Source organism: Cellulosilyticum sp. ST5 (assembly GCF_046529625.1).
Lineage (GTDB): Bacteria > Bacillota > Clostridia > Lachnospirales > Cellulosilyticaceae > Cellulosilyticum > Cellulosilyticum lentocellum.
The window spans coordinates 633448-656729 of sequence record NZ_CP132338.1; the positions used below are offsets into that span (position 1 = coordinate 633448).

The following is a 23282-nucleotide window of genomic DNA, read 5'->3' on the forward strand; positions in this document are numbered from 1 at the left end:
GGTGAAGACAATTGCTGTTCTTGATTCAACCCTAAGAGATGGTGGGCAAGCAGAAGGTATCTCCTTTTCCGTATCAGATAAACTTAAAATAGTAAGTACATTGGATGAACTAGGGGTCGGCTATATTGAAGCCGGCAACCCTGGCTCCAATCCCAAAGATCTAGAGTTTTTTAGAGAAGTTAAAAAGCTTACTTTGAAAAATTCAAAGCTTACAGCTTTTGGCAGTACCAGAAGAAGGGATATAAAAGTAGAAGAGGACGCGAATATTAAATCGCTTCTTGAAGCAGATACCCCTGTAGTAGCAATTTTCGGAAAGACTTGGGACTTTCATGTGACTGAAATTATTAAAACAACTTTAGAAGAAAATTTGCAAATGATTTATGATACGATTAGTTACTTAAAAAAACAAGGAAAAGAAGTTATTTTCGATGCAGAACATTTCTTTGATGGTTATAAACATAATAAGGCGTATGCCATAGAAGCTTTATTAAAAGCTGAGGCCGCAGGGGCAGATTGTTTGGCTTTGTGTGAAACTAATGGAGGCGCTTTCCCTGATGAAGTATATGAAATCGTGAAAGATGTGGTTTCAAAGGTCAATATACCAATAGGTATTCATACACATGATGATACTGGGTTAGGTGTAGCCAATAGTATGATGGCCGTTTTTGCAGGAGCCACTCATGTCCAAGGAACCTTAGTTGGCTTTGGAGAACGTTGCGGAAATGCTAACTTATCCACCATCATTCCTAACTTACAGTTAAAGAGAGATTATGTATGTATCCCTGAGAAAAATATTAAGAAGCTTACCTCATTAGCGATTCGCGTATCAGAAATTGCAAATGTGACCTTAAAAGAGCAAATGCCTTATGTGGGTAAAAGTGCTTTTGCTCATAAAGCAGGCATGCATATTGATGGTGTTACCAAAGCTTCTCATTCTTTTGAACATGTTTCACCAGCAAGTGTAGGTAATGAAAGACGATTTTTAATGTCAGAGGTAGCAGGAAGAAGTACCATACTAGAGAAAATTAGACGTATAGCACCTGATACCAGTAAAGATGATCCTGTAACAAGTGTGATTATCAATCGTATTAAAGAATTAGAACATAAGGGATATCAGTTTGAGGGAGCCGATGGTACCTTTGAACTCCTTGTCAGAAAGGCGCTTGGCAAGTATAAACCTTTCTTTGATTTAGAGGAATTTAAAATTATAGGAGAGGAACCTTCAAAAACGCAAGGTATTAGCTCATCTGCTATTATTAAAGTAAGAGTAGAGGATAAGGTGGAAATGACAGCAGCAGAAGGTGAAGGTCCAGTTAATGCCCTTGATAGTGCCCTTAGAAAAGCTTTAGAAGTTTTTTATCCAGAGCTAAAAAGTGTTCACTTAACAGACTATAAGGTGAGAGTATTAGACACCAAATTAGCAACTGCAGCTAAGGTACGTGTTTTACTTGAATCCACTGATGGAGAAGATTACTGGAGTACTGTAGGTGTATCAACTGACATTATTGAAGCCAGTTGGATTGCCTTAGTAGATTCCATTGAATATAAGCTGATTAAAGATATTGAAAAGAAATTTAAAGCTTATTTATAGGGGGGGCGATAATGATGTGTTGTAAGGATAAGAAAGCAGAGGTAGTCAAACAAGAAAAGCTTTATAAAAAACCTTGGTTTTGGATCTGTATGACGGTCATCGTATTTTGCATAACTAGGCCTTATGTGATTGTCATGTGTGGTAATGGTAGTGGCAATAACAATAATGGTAATCGCGGTAAAGAGACAGATGCTAGTAATTAATCGCATATTGTTTTATCTAGGGACTTTAACGATTTAAAGCAGTACAGTTCATAAAAGCTAAAAGGAGATGATATTTCATGGGAATGACAATGACACAAAAAATATTAGCTGCTCATGCAGGGCTTAAAGAAGTTGTAGCAGGGCAATTAATCGAAGCTAACTTAGATTTAGTATTAGGTAATGATATTACTTCACCAGTTGCCGTTAATGAATTTAATAAAATTGGTTGTGACTGTGTGTTTGATAAAAACAAGGTGGCAATTGTACCAGACCATTTTACACCTAATAAAGATATTAAAGCAGCTGAGCAGTGTAAATTTATTAGAGAGTTTGCCAAAGACAAGGAAATCAAAAACTACTTTGAAGTAGGCCAAATGGGTATTGAGCATGCCCTTATTCCTGAAAAAGGTTTAGTAGTACCAGGAGATGTAGTCATTGGGGCTGACTCACATACTTGTACTTATGGTGCACTAGGTGCATTTTCTACAGGTATTGGTAGTACAGATATGGCAGCTGGTATGGCTACAGGTAAAGCGTGGTTTAAAGTACCTTCTGCTCTTAAATTTGTTTTAAAAGGTAAACCAAGTAAGCATGTAAGTGGCAAAGATGTCATCCTTCATATTATCGGTATGATTGGTGTAGATGGTGCTCTTTATAAATCAATGGAATTTGTAGGTGATGGTATTTCTAATCTTTCTATGGATTCTCGTCTTTGCATGGCAAATATGGCTATTGAAGCAGGTGCTAAAAACGGCATATTCCCTGTAGATGACCAAACTTTAGCTTTTGTTAAAGAACATAGTACAAAACCTTATACTATTTATGAAGCAGATGCAGATGCTGAATATGATGCTGTACACGAAATTGATTTAGCAAAGATTCGTCCAACAGTTGCTTTTCCACATCTTCCAGAGAATACAAAAACAGTAGATGAAATCGGTCCTAAAGATATTAAAATCGATCAAGTTGTTATTGGTTCTTGTACCAATGGACGTATGGAAGACCTTCGCATTGCAAGAGATATCTTAAAAGGCAAAAAAGTAGATCCTAGTATACGAGTGATTGTATTCCCAGGTACTCAAAAAATCTACTTACAAGCATTAGAAGAAGGCATTATTAAAGATATCGTAGAAGCAGGTGCTGTATTTAGTACCCCTACTTGTGGTCCATGTTTAGGTGGTCATATGGGAATCCTTGCAGCAGGTGAAAGAGCTGTTTCTACCACTAATCGTAACTTTGTAGGTCGTATGGGACATGTAGACTCAGAAGTTTACCTTGCAAGCCCAGCTGTAGCAGCTGCATCAGCACTTACAGGTTATATTACAAATCCAGAAACATTATAAAGAAAATGAAAGTTGAATAATGGGGATTATTCAGCTGATGAGAATAGGAAACAATAGAAAAATAGATATGGGAAATGTAAGCAATTAAAATAATCGGTCAAGTATAAAAGGAGGACTAAAAATGAATGCAAAAGGAACCGTATTTCGTTATGGCGACAATGTAGATACAGATGTTATTATTCCGGCACGTTATTTAAATACTTCTAACGGAAAAGAGTTAGCAGCTCATTGTATGGAAGATATTGATGTTAATTTTGTGAAAGAAGTTAAAGAAGGAGATATTATCGTAGCTGATAAAAACTTTGGCTGTGGGTCTTCTCGTGAACATGCACCACTGGCTATTAAAGAAGCAGGTGTATCTTGTGTTATTGCAAGAACCTTTGCTCGTATTTTCTACCGCAATGCTATTAATATTGGGCTTCCTATTTTAGAATGTGAAGCAGCAGCAGATGGCATTAGTAAAGGGGATGTAGTAGAAGTTAACTTTGATACAGGAGTCATTACTAATGTAACAAAAGGGGAGAGTTATCAGGGGCAACCATTCCCAGTTTTCATGCAAGAGATTATTCAAAAGGGTGGACTTGTTAATAAAATTAAAGCACAAAGATAGAATAATTATAATTATAGAAATTAGGGGAGATAAGATGAATGGTATTCTTGCTATTTTAATGATTGCACTTTATATAGGGATTTTTTATGTAGGGTATTGGATTTTAAGAAAAGCTATAGAAGAAGGTATTTATAGAGCTGGAAAAAGGCTCTATGGAGAAATAAATATTGATAAAAAAATAGAGGTAAAAGAGAACATAGAAGAATAATAAGGAGTAAAAATTAAAGCATAAAACTAAGTGCATACCTAGTACCATCGTAGTCACTATATATTACAAAACTTATCTATCTCGAGTATTTTAAATTTGAAATATCAAAGATATAGAGGGGGATATTAAATGATGGGATTATTTGTCATAGTGGCTATATATATAATTACAATTATGATTATAGTATATTTACTACGTAAATGTGATGGTGGTATTTATGAGTTTAATGATGTAGAAGATGAATATGATAAAACTAATGTTTTAAAAAGGTTATTTAATTTAACGCTGCATCCTAAAAAGATGATTATGCAAAAGCAGACACTCACTTATGACCAAGAGGAATTTACTCTATGGTTGTATGCTATAGGTGCTATTTATGCCTTTTTATTAGGTGGATGGGAAGGTAATAGTTTTAATATTGGCATTGGATTCATTAAAGCGATCTTTTCACCCGTTAGTGTTATGATAGGTAAATGGTTTTTTGCAGCAATTCAAGGTATTGCTTTTAGATATATAGCAGGCATTAAGATGAGTAAAGAAGAAAGGGTAAAGCTCTTTGAATTTATATTCTCATGGGATTTAATCATTGGAGGTGCCCTATCCCTTATTTGTTTAATAGGAACGAGTTATTTTAGTGTAGATTTCCTTCAGCAACATATTTATATAACGGTTTTATTATTAAGTAGTAGTTCTATTATTTTATGGATATGGAAAAATATCATCTATTATTTACATTTGGTTTATAGATATGACTTATCACCTAAGGTGGCAGTTAAAAAGCTTATCTTAATCAATTTAGTATATGGGTTAGTAGTGCTTCTAATAGGTGGCATTACAGCTGCTTTAGTGATGATCTAGAGTGGTTCATTTAAAAAGCATGGCAAGTGAAGTCATGACGCATAAGGAGGAAAAGAAAATGGATTTTAAAATCGTCACACTTCCAGGTGATGGAATAGGTCCTGACATTGTTACAGAGGCCGTTAAAGTATTAAATAAAGTTGGTGAAGTCTACGGACATCAATTTACATATGATGAACAAATGATGGGAGGAGTAGCCATTGATCATAAAGGCTCATCTCTTCCACAAGAAACAATCGATGCATGTTTAGCTGCAGACGCTGTACTTCTTGGCGCTGTAGGTGGCCCTAAATGGGATAATCTTCCTAATGGAGACCGACCAGAAAAAGGTCTTTTAGGTATTCGTGGTGCACTTAAATTATTTGCAAATCTTCGTCCAGCTGTGCTTTATCCACAACTTAAACATGCTAGTCCATTAAAAGAAGAAATCATTGGGGATAGTTTAGATATTCTTATTGTAAGAGAACTTACAAGTGGTATTTATTTTGGAGAAAAAAATAAGGTTGTATGTGAAGAAGACGATAGCAAAACTTTTGCATCTGACCTTGAAAAATATACAGTAGCTGAAATCGAACGTATCACAAGGGTAGGCTTTGATGCAGCTATGAAACGTAACAAAAAAGTATGTGTTGTAGATAAAGCCAATGTACTTGAATCTTCTAGACTTTGGAGAGTCGTTGTTAATCGTGTAGCTAAAGATTATCCAGAAGTAGAGTATTCATTTATGTATGTAGATAATGCAGCGATGCAATTAGTCGTTAATCCAAAACAATTTGATGTTATTGTAACCTCTAATATCTTTGGCGATATTTTATCAGATGAAGCAAGTATTATTACAGGATCAATCGGTATGCTTGCATCAGCTTCACTTGGAGAAGGTTCTCTTGGTTTATATGAGCCAAGTCATGGTAGTGCACCAGATATTGCAGGCCAAAACAAAGCGAATCCAATTGCAACCATCCTTTCAGCAGCTATGATGCTTCGTTATTCACTTAACTTAGATAAAGAAGCAAATGCAATTGAAGCAGCTGTTATGAATGTCCTTGATGCAGGTTACCGTACAGGTGATATCATGAGCACAGACATGAAGCAAATTGGAACAGTTGAAATGGGCGACCTTATTACAGCCGCTATCAAATAAGCATAATAGGATAAATAAAATTAAGTAAAATAAAAAAAGAAAAGGTAGTGAGGGCATGAGTAGTCAAATCATCTATTTAGATGGGCAATATGTCGAAGAAGGAGAAGCAAAGATTTCCGTTTTCGATCATGGTGTATTATATGGAGATGGTGTTTTTGAAGGTATCAGAGCCTATAACGGTCGTATTTTTAGATGTGAAGATCATATAGATAGACTTTATGCAGCAGCTAAAGCTATTATGTTAGAGATTCCTCTTACAAAAGAAGAGATGACAGAAGTGCTTTTAGAAACTTGCAGAAGAAATGACTTAAGAGACGGCTATATTCGCTTAGTTGTAACAAGAGGAAAAGGGGATCTAGGTTTAAGTCCTAAGACATGTCCAAAAGCAACTGTATTTTGTATTGCAGGCAATATTACCATGTATCCAGAAGAAATGTATACAAAAGGTATGCCTATTATTACTTCTGTTCAAAGGCGTAATAAAGCAACGATTGTTGATCCGCAGATTAAATCACTTAACTACTTAAATAATATTTTAGCTAAAATGGAAGCTAATCGTGCAGGTGTTCCAGAAGCTTTAATGCTTAACCATGATGGTATTGTAGCAGAGTGTACAGGTGATAATATCTTTATTGTAAAAGATGGTGTGATTTATACACCACCTATCCATATTGGTATCTTAGATGGGATTACAAGAAGAACGGTTATAGAACTTGCTGCAAAGCTTGGTTTCACCTTAGTTGAAAAAGAATTTACATTATTTAATGTATATAATGCTGATGAATGTTTCTTAACAGGTACAGCAGCAGAAGCTATTCCTGTAAGTATGGTGGATGGCAGAGTTATTGGAACCGGTAATGCAGGAGAAGTAACGAAAATCTTATTAGCAGCATTTAAAGCTTATGCTAATGAACAAGGAACAGATATTTTTTAAGTGATTAAGCATGAATATTAAATAGAAATTAAGAAATATAAGTGAAAAAATTAAGAGTTGAAAATGATGAACTTAGGAATGAGGAATTAAGAAGTAATGTAATTTTCACTTCTCTTCTTCATTCTTTATTCTTAGCTAATCATTTTTCACTCTTCATTATTCTTTCTACATGGCAAATATAAAAGACAACTTCTAGAACTTCTAAGAGGAATTGCTTATAGAAAGATTCTTACTAGAAGAGTTAGTTGTCGTTACTATAAAGGAAATAATAAAAGAAAAGAGGCGTATAAATATGAAAAGTGATCGTGTAAAAGTAGGAGCTGCAAGAACACCTCATCGCTCTTTATTTAAAGCAATGGGTTATATAGATGAAGAAATTCAAAAACCATTAGTAGCTGTAGTAACAGCTAAGAGTGAAATCGTACCAGGACATTCACACCTAGATAAAATTACAGAAGCTGTTAAAACAGGCGTTCGTATAGCGGGAGGAACACCTATTGAAATTCCTGCAATTGGTGTATGTGATGGTATTGCAATGGGACATGAAGGAATGAGATATTCTCTTGTCACAAGAGAACTTATTGCTGATTCCATTGAATGTATGGCAACAGCACATGCTTTTGATGCTATGGTGCTTGTACCAAACTGCGATAAAATCGTACCAGGAATGCTTATGGGAGCAGCTAGGATGAATCTTCCTACAGCAGTTGTAAGTGGAGGGCCAATGCTTTCTGGTATGGTTAATGGTAAGAAGTCAAATCTTTCTGTTACTTTCGAAGCTGTTGGTGCTTTTAATGCTGGTAAGATAACAGAAGATGAGTTAAAAGAATATGAAAATCATGCTTGTCCAGGCTGTGGTTCTTGCTCAGGAATGTATACAGCTAATAGTATGAACTGTATGTGTGAAGTATTAGGCATTGCACTTCCAGGAAACGGCGCTACACCAGCTGTATTTGCAGAGCGTATCCGTTTAGCTAAATATACAGGTATTGCGGTTATGGAAATGCTTGAGAAAGATATTAAAATGCGTGATATTTTAAATGAAAAAGCTTTCCGCAATTCATTAACTGTAGATATGGCGCTTGGCTGTAGTACAAATACTATGCTTCACTTACCAGCTGTAGCACATGAAGCAGGTGTACATATTAACTTAGATATGGCTAATGAAATTTCTGCTAAAACACCTAACCTTTGTCACTTAGCACCAGCAGGTAGTGATCATATGGAAGATCTCCACTTTGCAGGGGGAGTTGCAGCCGTTATGAAAGAGCTTACTAAAAAAGATCTTTTAGATACTTCCCTTATGACTGTAACTGGAAAAACGATTGCAGAAAATCTTGAAAAAGTAACGAATAAAAACCCAGAGGTTATTCGTCCAATTGAAAATCCTTATTCAGCAACAGGTGGTATTGCTGTACTTAAAGGAAACCTAGCAAAAGATGCTTGTGTTGTTAAGCGTTCAGCAGTAGCTCCAGAAATGCTAGTGCACACTGGGAAAGCTAAAGTATTTAATGGTGAAGAAGAAGCAACAGCAGCGATTTTAGGTGGCAAAATTGAAAAAGGTGATGTTGTTGTTATCCGCTATGAGGGACCAAAAGGCGGCCCAGGTATGAGAGAAATGTTAGAGCCTACTGCTTGTCTTGCAGGTATGGGACTTGATAAAGATGTAGCACTTATTACAGATGGACGTTTCTCAGGAGCAACAAGAGGAGCTAGTATTGGTCACGTTTCACCAGAAGCTGCTGAAGGTGGAGTCATTGCTTTAGTAGAAGATGGGGATCTTATTAGCATTGATATGAACGCATGTACTATTAACTTAGAAGTGGACGAAGAAGAGCTTGCTAAGAGAAAAGAAGCATGGGTAAAACCAGAACCAAAAGTTAAAACAGGCTACTTAGCACGTTATGCTTCTTTAGTAACATCTGCAAATACAGGCGCGATATTCAAACTATAGTTGGCAAAGGGGGCGTATCATGAAAATCAATGGAGCACAAATTATTATAGAATGCTTAGTAGAACAGGGAGTAGATACTGTTTTTGGATATCCAGGAGGGCAGGCACTTAATATTTATGATGCCTTATATAAAAATAGTGACCGCATTAATCATATACTAACAGCTCATGAACAAGGCGCTTCACATGCAGCTGACGGTTATGCAAGAGCAACAGGAAAAGTAGGTGTATGTATTGCCACCTCAGGACCAGGAGCTACAAACTTAGTAACAGGTATAGCTACAGCGTATATGGATTCTATACCAATGGTGGCCATTACAGGGCAAGTGCCTAATTCACTCATTGGAAAAGACAGTTTCCAAGAAGTAGACATTGCAGGAATTACAATGTGCATCACCAAACATAATTATATCGTTAAAGAAATAAAGGACTTAGCTAAAACCCTTAGAGAGGCTTTTTATATTGCTCAGTCAGGTAGACCAGGCCCTGTCCTTGTAGACATTCCAAAAGATGTGACAGCTGCTTTATATGACTATGAATATGAAGTGCCAAAAAGCATTTTACCAGTTACTGAAACGATACATGAGAAAAATCTTCAAATAGCTGTGGACTTAATTAAAAATGCAGAAAGACCTTTCATTTATAGTGGAGGAGGCATTATTGCTAGTGGTGCACAAAAGGAATTATTACAGTTTGCTGAGAAGATTTCAGCTCCAGTAGCTACGGCTTTAATGGGTCTAGGTGGCTTTCCTGAAACACATCCACTTTCAACCGGAATGATAGGAATGCATGGTAGTGTTGCATCTAATAAAGGTGTCACAGAGTGTGACTTACTTATTGCTATTGGTGCAAGGTTTAGTGACCGCGTTGTAAGTGATGTCAATAAGTTCGCGCCTCATGCAACGATTTTGCAGATTGATGTAGACCCAGCAGAGGTGGGTAAGAATGTCCCTGCTTTGGCATCTATTATTGGTGATGCAAGGGAAGTTTTAAATAAACTGATACCACTTGTTCCAAAACAAGAAAATAAAGAGTGGTTAGAAAAGATCCAGAGTTGGAGGGATAAGTTTAAATATACGTATCAAAGTGGTGATACGCTTAGACCACAATTTATTATGAATAATATTTATGATCAAACTCAGGGTGAAGCTATTATTACTACAGAGGTAGGTCAGCATCAAATGTGGGCTGCTCAGTTCTATAAATATACAAAGCCTAGAACCTTTATTAGCTCAGGTGGTTTGGGAACTATGGGGTATGGTACAGGTGCAAGTATAGGTGCACAAATTGCTAGACCGGATGAACGTGTGGTGCATATTGCAGGAGACGGTTCTTTCCGAATGAACTGTAATGAGCTTTGTACCATTACTCATTATAATGTGCCAGTTATTATTGTTATTATGAATAATACAACCTTAGGTATGGTAAGACAGTGGCAAACTTCTTTCTATGATAAACGTTATTCTCAAACAGACTTAGATCGCGGTCCGGATTTTATTTTATTAGCAAAGGCTTATGGCGTAAAAGCTTATGACGTAACGACTCAAGATGAATTTGTAAATGCATTTGAAGAAGCATGGACAAATAGGGAGCCAGTTGTTATTAACTGCCATATTGATAAAGATGAAAAAGTATTACCAATGGTAGCTCCAGGAGCTGCTATTGACAACATTATTTTAGATTAATAAGAAAAATAAAAAAAGGCCTATGGCCTTTTTTTATTGAATAAAAGGTATTAATTTTAAAAATCTTGCACATAACATTAAAAGAAAGTATATTATTGTCAAAAATTTATCTAGAGTGTAGAAGATGTAAAGAAAATCCATTATAATAAGTATGAATTATTAGGGAATCTAGAAGGAGGGCTCATTATGGGAAGTGAGATGAAGCAATATGATGAAAGAAAGGTGCATGCTTTTGTTGGGCGACTTATATGGATCATATCTGTGATACTTTTTGCACAAAAAGTGATAGGAAGTAAAGGTATTAGTATAGAAGACTGGATTATTCTAGCTACGCCTATATTAGCAACTATCGTTGTAAAAAGTAGGAATATTGGTATAGTTTTAAAAGGAGTTATACTTATCGTATTACCAGCTTTAGTTGGTTTAATAGTGGCTGTAGCAGAGAATGGAACAGATACAAGTCTACTTATTTTACTAACGACTTCAAGTTTAGTGATTTTATATTTTAATACAAAGATACTTATGGTTTATGCCATTATTATTAATTTGTTTCTCTTAATAGGAAGCTTTATGATGAGATTGCCACTTTTAGGTAAGGATTTCAGTTTATATTATCGTGTTAAAGGCCTGCTTATTTTTGAAATTGGTTTAGTTATTTTTTATATTATTGCTAAATGGGGTGGAGAATACATGCGCTATAGTATGGAAAATGCAAAGAAAAGCCAAGAAATGGTAAGGAAGCTTCAAGAAGCGGTGCAAACAATTGGTACGAATACAGAAGTACTCAATCAAAATATTTATCAAGTTAACGAAGCTATACAAAGCTTAAATGAAGTAAATCATCAAATTACAATTTCTATAGAACAGACGGCTCAAGGAACAGAGGAACAAGCTAAAGGAATTGTTAAGCTGACAGAGTGGATGAAAGATGCAGAAGATAAAATGAGCTTTGCAAAAGAAACAACAGATGAGATGAGCAAAGTAAGCACGACTATTGATGCAGAGGTAGCTAATAGTCACATCACAATTGAAGATATGAATCAACAAATGCAAGAAATAACTGAAGCAGTTGAAGCAAGTTTAAATAATGTACTAGAGCTAGAAAATAAGATTGAACATATTGGTGAATTTTTAAATGCCATAACAGGGATTGCTAGACAAACCAATCTATTAGCGCTTAATGCTTCAATTGAAGCAGCTAGGGCAGGAGAAGCTGGAAAAGGATTTGCCGTAGTTGCAGATGAAATTAAAAATTTGGCTGAAGAATGTAGCCAAGTAGTAGATGCGATTAGAGAAATCATTCTTTCTTTACAAGAAAAATCAGTTGTTACTAAAGAACAAGTTATAAAGGGAAGTAAAGCTACAGCAACAGGGGTAGAGGCAGTAAAAAGTGTTAAGGGTGTATTTAATCATTTAGTAGAAGCAGTAGAAACGCTTAATGGCCAGATTGCCATAGAAGTAGATAGTATCCATACTATTTTAGAAGTCTTTATAAAGATGAATGATGAAACTAATGTTTTAGCTAGTATTTCCGAAGAACATACTGCTATGGCAGAAGAAGTGAATAATGCGACACGTATACAAAACAAACGTTTTAACGAAATGAGAGAAAATTTAATTACCATAAAAAGGCTGGGAGATAATCTAAAGGAAAGCATTCAGTAATTCTTATTTGTTTACAAAATATCAAATCGATTAGTTCAAATACAAGTGCCCATAGCGGTAAAAGGGTATTACTATATAAACAAAAGACCATAAATAATGGATTATAAAAAAGAAGATTCTAAAAAATACCTCTATTAATTTTGACAAAATTTATAAAAAACATTGAAAAATGCTCTAAAGATTGTTAAAATTTAATTATAATTCCAAAGTATAAAACTGGAGGGGCTCATATGAAACGTAGTATAGCTAATTTTTATGGTTGTTTAATGGGCAGCGCTATTGGTGATGCGTTAGGAGCACCAATAGAGTTTATGCAGTATAGTGATATTGTTAAAGTTTATGGAGCAAGTGGTGTAAAGGAATTAGATATTCCTTGCGGGCAACGTTATGCATTAATTACTGATGATACACAGTTAACATTATTTACAGCAGAAGGATTACTACGTAGTGTGACAAGAGCTAAGAGAAAAGATCATGAAAGAACTTTAGAAGGTACAACCATTACTTTGTTTAGAGCTTATTTAAGGTGGCTTCATACACAAGGGTTAAATACACCTCATTGGAATAAGAAGGACTATGATGGATGGCTTATTAAGGTAGGAAGGTTGCATGCTTACCGCGAGCCAGGGGTCACCTGTTTAACTGCTTTAGGAAAAGGGATCATGGGGACACTAGAAAAGCCGCTTAATGATAGTAAAGGCTGTGGTGGAATGGTAAGAGTAGCACCGATTGGTCTTGTTGAAGATGAAGAAAGAGCTTTCTTACTGGGAGTACGTTCGGCAGCGATTACTCACGGTTCACCAAGTGTTTATTTATCAGCAGGTGCACTAGCACTTATGATTCATTATTTAGTGGAAGATGATGAGTTAGAAGTAGCCGTTCAAAAGGCACTAACCTATATTAAGGAAAAACCAGGAAGCGAAGAAGTGGTAGCAGCTCTAGAAATGGCTATTGCTTTAGTCAAAGAAGGAGAACCAAACCATGAACAAATGGAACGTTTAGGAAAGGGCTTTATGGCACATGAAGCCTTAGCCATGTCTGTTTATGCAGCACTTGCTCATCCTAAAGATTTTGAAGCAGCTTTAAGATTAGCTGTTAACCATAGTGGTGATAGTGATAGTGTGGGAGCTATTGTGGGCAGTTTATTAGGCGCTTATTTGGGAATTGAAGCTATTCCTACTAGATGGATAGAAGGCGTAGAATTAAGTAGAGAGATTGAACACTTAGCAGAGGATTTAGTTACCTTTTATGAAGAAAGTGACGAATGGCTTAAGAAATATCCGGCTTGGTAAATAGCATAAAAAGATAAAAATGGGAGTGCTACAATCCTAATTGGTGTAGTCCTCCCATTTTTTGTAGTTAACTAGATCGATAGTTATCTTTTCTCATATAACTTTTCTTTTAGATTTAAAGCATGGTCTTTTAAGCGAGGAGATAAGCCTGGCATAGTAATAACAGAAGAGAGATATTGTTTACTTTCTTCTAGTTTATTAAGTTCATGAGCCATGGCTGCCAACATATAAAGTAGGGTTGCTTCGTCTAAACCTAGAATAGGAAAATTTTCTTTAGTCAATGCTTCAGCAAAGCCATCGTAAGCTCGCTTTAAGAAGTTCTTGGACTCTGCATCATCTCCTTTGTCACGATAAAGCCAGGCAATATGTAGAGCGAGATAAGCTTGTTCACCTAATTTGCTTTTGCGTGTTATACATGCTAAAAGAGCAATTTTATGTTTATGAATAGCCTCATCAATAGTGGTATATTCACCATAGGCCGGAATTTGACTTCCTCTATAAAAATGAGCACTTAACCATTCTTTTTGTTTAGATAGCAAAGAAGAAAAGTTTTTTGTTACAGCACTATAACCACATTCAGGACAAACAATGATATCATAATGTAAGGGATTAACCGTAGAATAATGAGCATAGAGATCCTCATCAATAGAAGTTACTTGGTTTTTACCTAATTTAATGGTTTTAGTAGTAAAAGCTTTGCCACAAAGGGGGCAGGTACAAGATTTATCATATAGAACACTTTTAAGTATTTCTGGATCCTCACTTGGATGCATAGATTTCACTTCCTTAAATAATTTATTATATACAGTATAGCTTAAAAATTCAATAAAAGAAACAGGTTTGTCCGTTTCTATACGGATTCTATACAGGAGGTTATATGAAAAGATATATTCGGATATTTTGGTTAATCATGGTATTGCTAGTAGTAGGCTGTACAAATAGTGATAGTAGCTTAAAGGAAAGCGTAGCATCAGATGAAATAAAGGATAAGACAGATGAGGTAGAAAAGCAATCCAATCAAAAGCTTAATGAGGAGCAAAAAGAAGAAACACCAAAAGCAAGTATAAAGGAAGAAGAACAAGAAGTGAAAGAAACAATAACGCTAGAAGAAAAGATAGAAGCTTATATGCAGCAAATGACTATAGAAGAAAAAATAGGACAACTTTTTATGATCGCCATTCGTAAAGATCAGCAGGGAGAGCCAATCACTCAAATGAATGAAGAAGTAAAAAAGCTTCTTACTACTTATCCGGTAGGCGGCATTATTCTTTTTAAAGAAAACATAGTAACGGCAAAACAGACACAAGAACTTATTAGTGATCTACAAGCAATGAGCACCATTCCTCTTTTTATAGGTGTAGATGAAGAAGGAGGGAGTGTGAGCAGGGTAGGAAGTAATAGTCAAATAAATGAAGTTCCTTTTAAAATAGCCTTTAGTATCGGAGAAACAGGAGATACTGAGTTAGCTTATAAAGAAGCTACAAGGATGGGAAAACTATTAAAAAGCCTAGGATTTAATATGGATTTTGCACCTGTAGCAGATATTTATAATGAACCTGGTAATACAGTGATTGGAAAAAGAAGCTTTGGAGAAACAGCGGAGACTGTCACACCTATGGTGATTCGTTTTGCAGAAGGTTTAATTCAGGAAGGGATTCAACCTGTACTGAAGCATTTCCCGGGACATGGTAATACCCTTGAGGATTCTCATGAAGGATTAGCTTATATTAACAAGAGTCTAGAAGAGCTAGAGTTAGAGGAGCTCATTCCCTTTACAAAAGCACTTGAATCAGGAGTAGGAGCTTTAATGAGAGGACACCTAATGGTGAAAACAGTAGATGATAGTCTACCTGCTTCTTTGTCACCTATATGGGGAAATTATATCTTAGCGCATTATGATTGTGATAACATTTTATTAATGACAGATGCTATGGATATGGGAGCTATTCAAAATCAATATTCAGTAGAAGAAGCAGCGCTGCTTTGTATAGAGGCGGAAAATGACATTTGTTTAATGCCGGCTGACATAGGAAAAGCTTATACTGCTCTTGTGGAAGGCTATAAAGAAGGAAGATTGACGGAAGAAAGAATTAATCGTTCAGTTAGAAAAATTTTGTCAAAAAAAGTGGCACAAAATAGTCTTGTATTTGAATAAAATAAGGTAAGTAAGGAATAAAATATTAAAAAATATTTTAAAAAAAGTATCACACATGAGTAGAGAAGAGAATAGTATATACCATAGATGTTAAAATGGTATAGTATCCCCTTTTGGAAGGGAAATAAGAAGTAAACCTTAATTTATTTAAAATAGTGAGCTTAGGACTTACCCTCTTGCAGTATGCCAAAGATAGCCCTAACACACTTATAACCGGTAAAGTGTGTAGAAGTCACTTAGTGGTAGTATATTTCCGAATATATTATTATTAAGCTCTAAGCTCATTTAAAGATATAAATATCTAATCTATTTAACTATTCTAAAATATATGCTAACTGACTTGTTATTATGACTATAAATAAGTAAAAAGCACGTTCCTTATTGCTTACAAGGAATGTGCTTTTTTGATGTGTTTTTAACACACAAAAAGTAACAAAAAGTTAAAATTTAAAAGCAATTTATCGAGCGCTATAAAGTATTGACAAATATAATTCCTAGTGATAAGCTAGGGAATATAATTCCTAGTAGTAAAGTAGGGAATGGAGGTGGGGAAATGAAATTATCCACAAAAGGGAGATATGGTCTTCAAGCTATGGTGGATTTAGGTGTTTATTCAAAGGAAAAACACATATCTCTTAAAAGCATAGCAGAGAGGCTTTCAATGTCAGAAAATTATTTGGAGCAGCTTATGGCACTCCTTAAGAAAAATAAATTGGTGATAAGCCAAAGAGGCGCCCAAGGTGGTTATGCTTTAGCAAAGCCACCAGAAGAGATTACAATCGGCGAGGTTTTAAGAGCTCTAGAAGGGTCTTTAGCTCCTACAGATTGTACTTGTAAAGATGGTGATACACATTGCTTTTTAGATGGTAAATGTGTAACTAAATCAGTTTGGGAAAAAATAAGGGATAGTATTGACCGAGTAGTCGATAATATTACCTTAGATCAGCTTATGGCTGATTATGAAAAAATCAATGAAAATGCAGCGCAAAGTTACTACATTTAAGAAGATTTAAGGGAGGTCATAAAATGAATAAAATATATCTTGATAATGCAGCAACAACCCCTGTACGTAAAGAAGTCGTTGAAGCAATGCTTCCTTATTTTACAGAAAGCTTTGGTAACCCATCTAGTGTTTATCAAATTGCTCAAATGAATAAAAAAGCTCTTGATGAATCAAGAGAAACAATTGCTAAATATATTGGGGCACAAACAAATGAGATATTCTTTACTAGTGGTGGTTCAGAAGCAGATAACTGGGCAATTAAAGGAATTGCAGAAGCTCATAAAAATAAAGGTAATCATATTATTACTACTAAAATCGAACATCATGCAGTCCTTCATACTTGTGAATATCTAGAAAAGCACGGCTATGAGGTGACTTATCTAGATGTAGATGATAATGGTTTAGTAAGCCCAGAAGCGGTAGAAGCAGCTATCAAAGATACAACTATTTTAATTAGCATCATGTACGCTAATAATGAAATTGGTACCATTATGCCAATTAAAGAAATTGGTGCTGTTGCTAAAGCACACAAAATCCCTTTCCATACAGATGCTGTGCAAGCTGTAGGTCAAGTGAGAATTGATGTGAAAGACCAAAACATTGATTTACTTTCTTTATCAGGTCACAAAATCAATGGCCCAAAAGGAATGGGTGTCTTATTCATTAAAAGAGGCCTAAAACTTGAAAACTTAATCCATGGTGGTGGGCAAGAAAGAGGACGCCGCGCAGGTACAGAAAATGTACCGGGTATCGTAGGTCTTGCTAAAGCAATGGAGTTAACTTATACAGACTTTGACGCGAAGATTGAAAAAATGACAAAACTTCGTGACAAACTTATTAAAGGTTTACTAGAATCTATACCTTATTGTAAATTAAATGGACATCCAACAAAGCGTTTGGCTAATAATGCTAATATTGGTGTAGAATATGTAGAAGGTGAGTCACTTTTGCTTCTACTTGATATGAATGGTATTGCAGCATCTAGTGGATCAGCTTGTACATCAGGCTCTCTTGATCCTTCCCATGTACTTTTAGCTTTAGGTATTCCACACGAAAAAGCGCATGGTTCTATTAGATTTACTTTAGGTGTACAAAACACAGAAGAAGAAATCGATGTAGTACTTGAAAAAATGCCAGCTATTGTTCAAAGAATGAGAGATATGTCTCCACTTTGGGAAGAAGTTAAGAATGCAATGAAGAATTAATAAATAAGAATGAAGAGTTAAAAAGATATAGTTGAAAGAAGTAAGAATAAAAAATTAAGAAATACAATGAAGAATAAATAGTAAAAGTACAGGATGAGTATTTAGAAACGAGAGATACAAAGGCTCATAAAACTTATTAATCATAAGAGGTGAAAAATATGTATAGTGAAAAAGTTATGGATCATTTTATGAATCCAAGAAATGTTGGTGAAATTGAAAATGCTAGTGGTGTTGGTACAGTAGGAAATGCAAAATGCGGAGATATTATGAAAGTATATCTTCAAATAGAAGATGGTATTATTAAAGATGCTAAATTTAAGACATTTGGTTGTGGTGCAGCTGTAGCAACAAGTTCAATGGCAACAGAACTTGTTATTGGCAAAACCATTGAAGAAGCTTTAAAGATTACAAATAAATCAGTAGCAGAAGCTCTTGATGGCCTTCCACCAGTAAAAATGCACTGTTCACTACTTGCAGAAGAATCACTTCACGCAGCACTTTGGGATTATGCGAAAAAGAACAATATTACTATTGAAGGGTTAAAAGAACCAGTAGCAGACGTACATGACCATGATCATCACGACCACGATCATGAAGAAGGTTCTGGTTGTTGCTAATGAGTGAAACGACTAAGAAGAAAGTAGTAGTAGGTATGTCAGGGGGCGTAGATAGCTCGGTTACGGCGTATCTTTTAAAAGAGCAAGGCTATGAAGTCATTGGGATGACTATGCAAATCTGGCAAGAAGGAGCGCCTGAAGACAGTGATGGTGGTTGCTGTGGTCTCTCCGCTGTAGATGATGCAAGAAGAGTTTGCCAAAAGCTTGATATACCTCACTATGTAGTTAACTTTAGAAGTGATTTTAAAAAGCATGTCATAGATTACTTTTTAGATGAATACCAAAATGCACGAACACCTAATCCTTGTATTGCATGTAATCGCTATGTGAAGTGGGAATCTATGCTACAAAAAGCATTGCAAATAGGAGCAGATTATATTGCAACAGGTCACTACGCTAGAGTCATTAGAGATGAAGTAACGGGACGTTATAGTCTTAAACAGTCTAAAACTTTAGCAAAGGATCAAACTTATGCCCTTTATAATTTAACACAGCATCAATTAGCTCATACTTTAATGCCTTTAGGAGACTATACAAAGGATGAGGTAAGAGCTATTGCAAAAGAAATAGGACTTGCTGTGGCTACTAAACCAGATAGTCAAGAAATTTGTTTTGTACCAGACAATAACTATGCAAAATATATTGAAGAAGAGACCGGCAAAAAACCAGTAGTAGGTAATTTTGTTAATAAAGACGGCAAAGTATTAGGTAAACATAAAGGGATTATTCATTATACCATTGGACAAAGAAAAGGCTTAGGCTTATCTTTAGGCAAACCAGGCTTTGTACAACGTATTAATCAAAAAACCAATGAAGTGGTTATTGGAAATAATGAGGATTTATTTGATACAACAGTAACGGCTAATCAAGTTAATTTCATGCCTTTTGAACACTTAGAGGGTGAAATGCACTGTTTAGGTAAGATCAGATACAATCAAGCACCACAACCTTGTACGATAAAAATGATAGATGAAGATACAATTCAGTGTATCTTTGATGAAAAGCAACGTGCCATTACGCCTGGACAAGCGCTTGTACTTTATGATGGGGACAAGCTTATTGGTGGCGGAACGATTTTATAAGAAAAAAGGCTTAAATAATAAAATAAAAGCTTAGATATTAAAACAAGTAATAGCGGGAAAAAGATTAATCCTGTTCATTACTTGTTTTTTATTTTCATATTTATTTCAAAAAAAGTTATAAAAATTGCCGGATGTGAAATATTAACTATAAATCGTATTTAACCGGAGGATTGTATGGCAGAAATAAATTGGCTTGAATTGAGTTTGAATTTTTTAGGAGGCTTTGGCCTCTTCTTATTTGGCATGGAATTTATGGGGAAAGGTCTTCAAAAAGCAGCCGGTAGCAAGATGAAAAACTTACTAGGTATCCTTACTAGTAATCGCTTCTTAGGTGTGCTTGTAGGAGCGGGGGTAACAGCTTTGATACAAAGTTCATCGGCAACTACAGTTATGATAGTAGGTTTTGTAAATGCAGGGCTTATGTCTTTAACCCAAGCTGTAGGTGTGATTATGGGAGCTAATATAGGAACTACGGTAACAGCATGGATTGTCTCCTTAGGTGAGTGGACTCAGTTTTTAAAGCCTTCTGTCTTAGCGCCGATTTTTATTGTCGCAGGTGTTGGTTTAATGATGTTTGCTAAGAAGTCACAAGCAAGGTCTATAGGACAAATCTTATTTGGTTTTGGTGGTTTATTTTTAGGTCTTGATATGATGAGTGGTGCAGCTAAACCCCTAAGTGGACTAGAAGGTGTACGCAATCTGTTTGTGGTGCTTGGTAGCAATCCTTTCTTGGGTATTCTAACCGGAGCTGTTGTAACGGCTATTATACAAAGTTCTTCGGCTTCAGTAGGCATTCTTCAAGCATTAGCACTGGCGGGGCTTGTGCCCTGGAGTTCGGCTATTTATATTATTTTAGGACAAAATATTGGTACCTGTGTGACTGCCCTTTTATCAAGCATAGGTGCAGGTGTAAATGCAAAAAGAGCAGCTTTTATCCATTTTCTATTTAATTTGATTGGTTCTGTTATATTTATGATTTTGGCAATTATAGCTTTTCAATTTCTTGTACCACAATACCAAAATATATTAATTAATGTTACAGATATTAGTATTGTTCATACGACCTTTAATTTACTTAATACATTAATACTTTTTCCTTTTGCAGGCACGCTGGTATATCTGGCTGAACACATTATTAAAGGAAAGGAACAGTCTGAAGAAGGTTTACAACATTTAGATGAAAGAATTATAGAAACACCATCCTTTGCTATTGAAAATGCTATTAAAGAAGTTATTCGTATGGGACGTATGGCATCTCAAAATGTAGATACAGCTATTAATGCTCTTTTTGAAAGAGATGAAAAGAAAATACAGCAAGTATTTGATAGAGAAAGAAGCATTAATGCTATGCAACAAAGTATTAACATGTATCTTGTTAAATTAAGTAATGCCTCACTTTCTGAGAAAGAACATTTAACAGTAACAGGACTCTTTCATATGGTAAGTGATATTGAACGTGTAGGTGATCATGCGGATAATATTGCAGAGTTAGCAGTTAGTTTAAAAGAACAAGACTTGAAATTTTCAGAGCAGGCACAAAAAGAATTAAAAGATATTTCTAGCATAGCACTGAATTGTTTTGAAACAGCGATTAAAGCTTATGAATTTAGTGATAGAAGTATAGCGCAACAAGTCTTACCGTTAGAAATGCAAGTAGATAAGTTAGAAGAAAAATTACGTTCTAGACATATGAAGCGTTTAGTAGAAGAGCGCTGCGATCCTTTAGCAGGCATTCTCTTTTTGGACATGATTAGTAATGTAGAGCGTATTTCAGATCATGCTTCCAATATCGCCATGCTTATTTTAGATGAAAATAGAATTTTAGCCAGTGAAGAATAAAATCATATCAATAATCCTACCTTAGACAAAAAAGAATGCTTCTTTTAAAATGGCTAACCTTAGATATTACAAGGAAACATGAAAAAAGTCAAAATAGCTAGAAAAAAATTTTTTTATGAAATTTAAAATAGAACTTGTTTATCAAAAAAGATGATGATAAAATGAGTCTGAATGTAAAACAACCTTGGGAGGATAATGATGAATGATATAAACTGGCTTAATGTGGCCCTAGGCTTCTTAGGAGGCTTTGGATTATTTCTCTTCGGTATGGAGTATATGGGAGAAGGTCTACAAAAAGCAGCTGGTAGCAGAATGAAGAATTTGTTAGGAGTTCTTACTAATAATCGCTTTTTAGGTGTATTAGTAGGTGCAGGTGTTACTGCTCTGATACAAAGTTCGTCAGCTACTACGGTTATGGTCGTTGGATTTGTTAACGCAGGTTTAATGTCCCTTAAACAAGCTGTAGGTGTTATTATGGGAGCGAATATAGGAACAACTGTTACGGCATGGATTGTTTCTTTAGGAGAATGGACAAGTTTCTTAAAACCATCTGTTCTAGCCCCAATTTGTATTATTATTGGTGTCGTTATGACAATGTTTGCTAAGAAACAAAGTGCAAAACATATTGGTCAAATTATTTTTGGCTTTGGTGCTTTATTTTTAGGACTTGATATGATGAGTAATGCAGCTAAACCACTAAGTGGATTAGAAGAAATTAAAAATGCCTTTATCATATTAGGTAAAAATCCACTATTAGGTATTTTGACAGGTGCTCTTGTAACAGCGGTTATCCAAAGCTCTTCAGCTTCTGTTGGTATTCTGCAGGCGTTAGCGACAGCTGCCCTTGTACCTTGGGATTCAGCGATTTACATTATTTTAGGTCAAAACATAGGAACTTGTATTACTGCCATCCTTTCTAGTATAGGTGCTAGTAAAAATGCTAAAAGAGCAGCTACAGTTCACTTCTTATTTAACTTATTGGGATCAGTTCTATTTGCAATTATAGCGCTAATTGGCTTTAAGTTTGTAGCACCAGAATTAGGTTCTGTGAGCATTGAAGTGACACATATTAGTATGGTTCACACTATATTTAATGTGCTTAATACCTTTTTATTATTCCCATTTGCAAGTGTACTTGTTTATCTGGCTGAACATATTATTCCAGGGAATGATACGGCTGAAGAAGGAGAACTTCAGCATCTGGATGAGCGTATCCTCGAAACACCAACCTTTGCTGTAGAAAATGCAGTTAAAGAAGTCGTACGTATGGGTAATATTGCAGAACAAAATGCAAAAGTAGCAGTACAAGCATTATTTGAGAAGGATGAAAAGAAAATACAAGAAGTTTTCGACCGCGAAAAAATTATCAACCAATTGCAACACGGCATTAATCATTACCTCGTTAAATTAAGTAATGTTTCTCTTTCGGAACATGAACATACAGTCATTACAGGATTATTCCATACTGTAAGTGACATTGAACGTGTTGGCGACCATGCAGAAAACATCGCAGAATTGGCGCAAAGCTTAATTGAAAAAGACTTGAATTTTTCTAAAACAGCTATAGATGAGCTTAAAGAGATTACAGATACGGCTATTAAATGCTTTGAATTATCACTTCAAGCCTATGAGTTTGGAGATAAGACCATTGCAAAAAATGCATTGCCATTAGAAGAAAACGTAGATGCCATGGAAGCAAAATTACGTTCTCGCCATATGAAACGTCTTGCTTCTAATACTTGTGACTCTTTGGCCGGTATTGTGTTCTTAGATACAGTTAGTAATGTGGAACGTATTTCAGACCATGCCTCTAATATTGCACAAACCATTTTAGATGAAAATAGGTCATTAACAACAGAAGAATTGAATCTTCATCCTATTGCATAAATAAAGAATAA

General features: G+C 35.4%; 20 protein-coding genes. 19 read left to right on the forward strand and 1 reads right to left on the reverse strand.

The annotated features are described in order from the left end of the window. Position 1: 1 nt before the first annotated feature. The 12 genes from cimA to QTL86_RS03135 all read left to right on the forward strand — a co-directional run bounded on the left by cimA (position 2) and on the right by QTL86_RS03135 (position 13483). The gene (cimA, locus tag QTL86_RS03080) at positions 2-1591 is read left to right on the forward strand and encodes a citramalate synthase (RefSeq protein WP_410496439.1); all 1590 of its coding nucleotides are present in this window, start codon (positions 2-4) and stop codon (positions 1589-1591) included. Between the two features lie 11 nt (positions 1592-1602). Then, positions 1603-1794 carry a hypothetical protein gene (locus QTL86_RS03085; protein ID WP_013657833.1) on the forward strand — a complete coding sequence of 64 codons (192 nt, stop codon included), beginning with the start codon at positions 1603-1605 and terminating at the stop codon, positions 1792-1794. Positions 1795-1871: 77 nt separating this feature from the next. Further along, positions 1872-3137 (forward strand): 3-isopropylmalate dehydratase large subunit, encoded by a 1266-nt coding sequence (leuC, locus tag QTL86_RS03090; protein WP_410496440.1) that lies wholly within the window; start codon positions 1872-1874, stop codon positions 3135-3137. A gap of 121 nt (positions 3138-3258) precedes the next feature. Beyond that, positions 3259-3747, forward strand: coding sequence for a 3-isopropylmalate dehydratase small subunit (gene leuD, locus QTL86_RS03095; protein ID WP_410496441.1), 489 nt, complete (start codon positions 3259-3261; stop codon positions 3745-3747). Positions 3748-3781: 34 nt separating this feature from the next. Then, positions 3782-3955 carry a hypothetical protein gene (locus QTL86_RS03100; RefSeq protein ID WP_410496442.1) on the forward strand — a complete coding sequence of 58 codons (174 nt, stop codon included), beginning with the start codon at positions 3782-3784 and terminating at the stop codon, positions 3953-3955. 129 nt (positions 3956-4084) lie between these two features. Beyond that, on the forward strand, positions 4085-4813 hold the full coding sequence (locus QTL86_RS03105; RefSeq protein WP_410496444.1) for a hypothetical protein: 729 nt from the start codon (positions 4085-4087) through the stop codon (positions 4811-4813). Positions 4814-4871: 58 nt separating this feature from the next. Further along, the gene (leuB, locus tag QTL86_RS03110; RefSeq protein WP_127067223.1) at positions 4872-5954 is read left to right on the forward strand and encodes a 3-isopropylmalate dehydrogenase; all 1083 of its coding nucleotides are present in this window, start codon (positions 4872-4874) and stop codon (positions 5952-5954) included. Between the two features lie 55 nt (positions 5955-6009). After that, positions 6010-6888: a branched-chain-amino-acid transaminase gene (ilvE, locus tag QTL86_RS03115; protein WP_127067222.1), complete on the forward strand. Its 879-nt coding sequence runs from the start codon at positions 6010-6012 to the stop codon at positions 6886-6888. A gap of 292 nt (positions 6889-7180) precedes the next feature. Continuing rightward, positions 7181-8842, forward strand: a complete 1662-nt coding sequence (ilvD, locus tag QTL86_RS03120; protein ID WP_013657828.1) for a dihydroxy-acid dehydratase — start codon at positions 7181-7183, stop codon at positions 8840-8842. Positions 8843-8861: 19 nt separating this feature from the next. Further along, a complete protein-coding gene (ilvB, locus tag QTL86_RS03125) occupies positions 8862-10526 on the forward strand; it encodes a biosynthetic-type acetolactate synthase large subunit (protein ID WP_410496445.1) in 1665 nt (554 codons plus the stop codon). 186 nt (positions 10527-10712) lie between these two features. Further along, positions 10713-12191, forward strand: coding sequence for a methyl-accepting chemotaxis protein (locus QTL86_RS03130; protein ID WP_410496446.1), 1479 nt, complete (start codon positions 10713-10715; stop codon positions 12189-12191). Positions 12192-12421: 230 nt separating this feature from the next. Next, on the forward strand, positions 12422-13483 hold the full coding sequence (locus tag QTL86_RS03135) for an ADP-ribosylglycohydrolase family protein (protein ID WP_127067219.1): 1062 nt from the start codon (positions 12422-12424) through the stop codon (positions 13481-13483). An 83-nt stretch (positions 13484-13566) separates the two neighbouring features. Here the strand turns inward: QTL86_RS03135 and QTL86_RS03140 are convergent, their stop codons facing one another. Continuing rightward, positions 13567-14256 (reverse strand): DUF2225 domain-containing protein, encoded by a 690-nt coding sequence (locus tag QTL86_RS03140; protein WP_127067218.1) that lies wholly within the window; start codon positions 14254-14256, stop codon positions 13567-13569. Between the two features lie 104 nt (positions 14257-14360). Here QTL86_RS03140 and QTL86_RS03145 point away from each other — a divergent pair, with 104 nt between their 5' ends. The 7 genes from QTL86_RS03145 (at position 14361) to QTL86_RS03175 (ending at position 23271) form a co-directional block, all read left to right on the forward strand. Beyond that, positions 14361-15638, forward strand: a complete 1278-nt coding sequence (locus tag QTL86_RS03145) for a glycoside hydrolase family 3 N-terminal domain-containing protein (protein WP_410496447.1) — start codon at positions 14361-14363, stop codon at positions 15636-15638. A 553-nt stretch (positions 15639-16191) separates the two neighbouring features. After that, a complete protein-coding gene (locus QTL86_RS03150; protein ID WP_013657822.1) occupies positions 16192-16641 on the forward strand; it encodes an RrF2 family transcriptional regulator in 450 nt (149 codons plus the stop codon). 23 nt (positions 16642-16664) lie between these two features. Beyond that, on the forward strand, positions 16665-17846 hold the full coding sequence (gene nifS / locus QTL86_RS03155) for a cysteine desulfurase NifS (protein WP_410496448.1): 1182 nt from the start codon (positions 16665-16667) through the stop codon (positions 17844-17846). 158 nt (positions 17847-18004) lie between these two features. After that, positions 18005-18463: a Fe-S cluster assembly scaffold protein NifU gene (gene nifU, locus QTL86_RS03160; RefSeq protein ID WP_013657820.1), complete on the forward strand. Its 459-nt coding sequence runs from the start codon at positions 18005-18007 to the stop codon at positions 18461-18463. Beyond that, positions 18463-19545 (forward strand): tRNA 2-thiouridine(34) synthase MnmA, encoded by a 1083-nt coding sequence (mnmA, locus tag QTL86_RS03165; protein ID WP_410497287.1) that lies wholly within the window; start codon positions 18463-18465, stop codon positions 19543-19545. Before nifU ends, mnmA begins: the two co-directional genes overlap by 1 nt. 174 nt (positions 19546-19719) lie before the next feature. Further along, a complete protein-coding gene (locus QTL86_RS03170; RefSeq protein ID WP_410496449.1) occupies positions 19720-21384 on the forward strand; it encodes a Na/Pi cotransporter family protein in 1665 nt (554 codons plus the stop codon). Positions 21385-21582: 198 nt separating this feature from the next. After that, a complete protein-coding gene (locus QTL86_RS03175; protein WP_127067213.1) occupies positions 21583-23271 on the forward strand; it encodes a Na/Pi cotransporter family protein in 1689 nt (562 codons plus the stop codon). Positions 23272-23282: the final 11 nt, after the last annotated feature.

Coding starts and splice junctions, on each gene's coding strand:
- QTL86_RS03170 (WP_410496449.1), top strand. CDS start 19,720: ATGGCAGAAATAAATTGGCTTGAATTGAGTTTGAATTTTTTAGGAGGC.
- ilvD (WP_013657828.1), top strand. CDS start 7,181: ATGAAAAGTGATCGTGTAAAAGTAGGAGCTGCAAGAACACCTCATCGC.
- leuD (WP_410496441.1), top strand. CDS start 3,259: ATGAATGCAAAAGGAACCGTATTTCGTTATGGCGACAATGTAGATACA.
- QTL86_RS03130 (WP_410496446.1), top strand. CDS start 10,713: ATGGGAAGTGAGATGAAGCAATATGATGAAAGAAAGGTGCATGCTTTT.
- QTL86_RS03085 (WP_013657833.1), top strand. CDS start 1,603: ATGATGTGTTGTAAGGATAAGAAAGCAGAGGTAGTCAAACAAGAAAAG.
- mnmA (WP_410497287.1), top strand. CDS start 18,463: ATGAGTGAAACGACTAAGAAGAAAGTAGTAGTAGGTATGTCAGGGGGC.
- QTL86_RS03135 (WP_127067219.1), top strand. CDS start 12,422: ATGAAACGTAGTATAGCTAATTTTTATGGTTGTTTAATGGGCAGCGCT.
- QTL86_RS03145 (WP_410496447.1), top strand. CDS start 14,361: ATGAAAAGATATATTCGGATATTTTGGTTAATCATGGTATTGCTAGTA.
- nifS (WP_410496448.1), top strand. CDS start 16,665: ATGAATAAAATATATCTTGATAATGCAGCAACAACCCCTGTACGTAAA.
- QTL86_RS03140 (WP_127067218.1), bottom strand. CDS start 14,256: ATGCATCCAAGTGAGGATCCAGAAATACTTAAAAGTGTTCTATATGAT.
- nifU (WP_013657820.1), top strand. CDS start 18,005: ATGTATAGTGAAAAAGTTATGGATCATTTTATGAATCCAAGAAATGTT.
- leuB (WP_127067223.1), top strand. CDS start 4,872: ATGGATTTTAAAATCGTCACACTTCCAGGTGATGGAATAGGTCCTGAC.
- QTL86_RS03150 (WP_013657822.1), top strand. CDS start 16,192: ATGAAATTATCCACAAAAGGGAGATATGGTCTTCAAGCTATGGTGGAT.
- QTL86_RS03175 (WP_127067213.1), top strand. CDS start 21,583: ATGAATGATATAAACTGGCTTAATGTGGCCCTAGGCTTCTTAGGAGGC.
- ilvB (WP_410496445.1), top strand. CDS start 8,862: ATGAAAATCAATGGAGCACAAATTATTATAGAATGCTTAGTAGAACAG.
- leuC (WP_410496440.1), top strand. CDS start 1,872: ATGGGAATGACAATGACACAAAAAATATTAGCTGCTCATGCAGGGCTT.
- ilvE (WP_127067222.1), top strand. CDS start 6,010: ATGAGTAGTCAAATCATCTATTTAGATGGGCAATATGTCGAAGAAGGA.
- QTL86_RS03100 (WP_410496442.1), top strand. CDS start 3,782: ATGAATGGTATTCTTGCTATTTTAATGATTGCACTTTATATAGGGATT.
- QTL86_RS03105 (WP_410496444.1), top strand. CDS start 4,085: ATGATGGGATTATTTGTCATAGTGGCTATATATATAATTACAATTATG.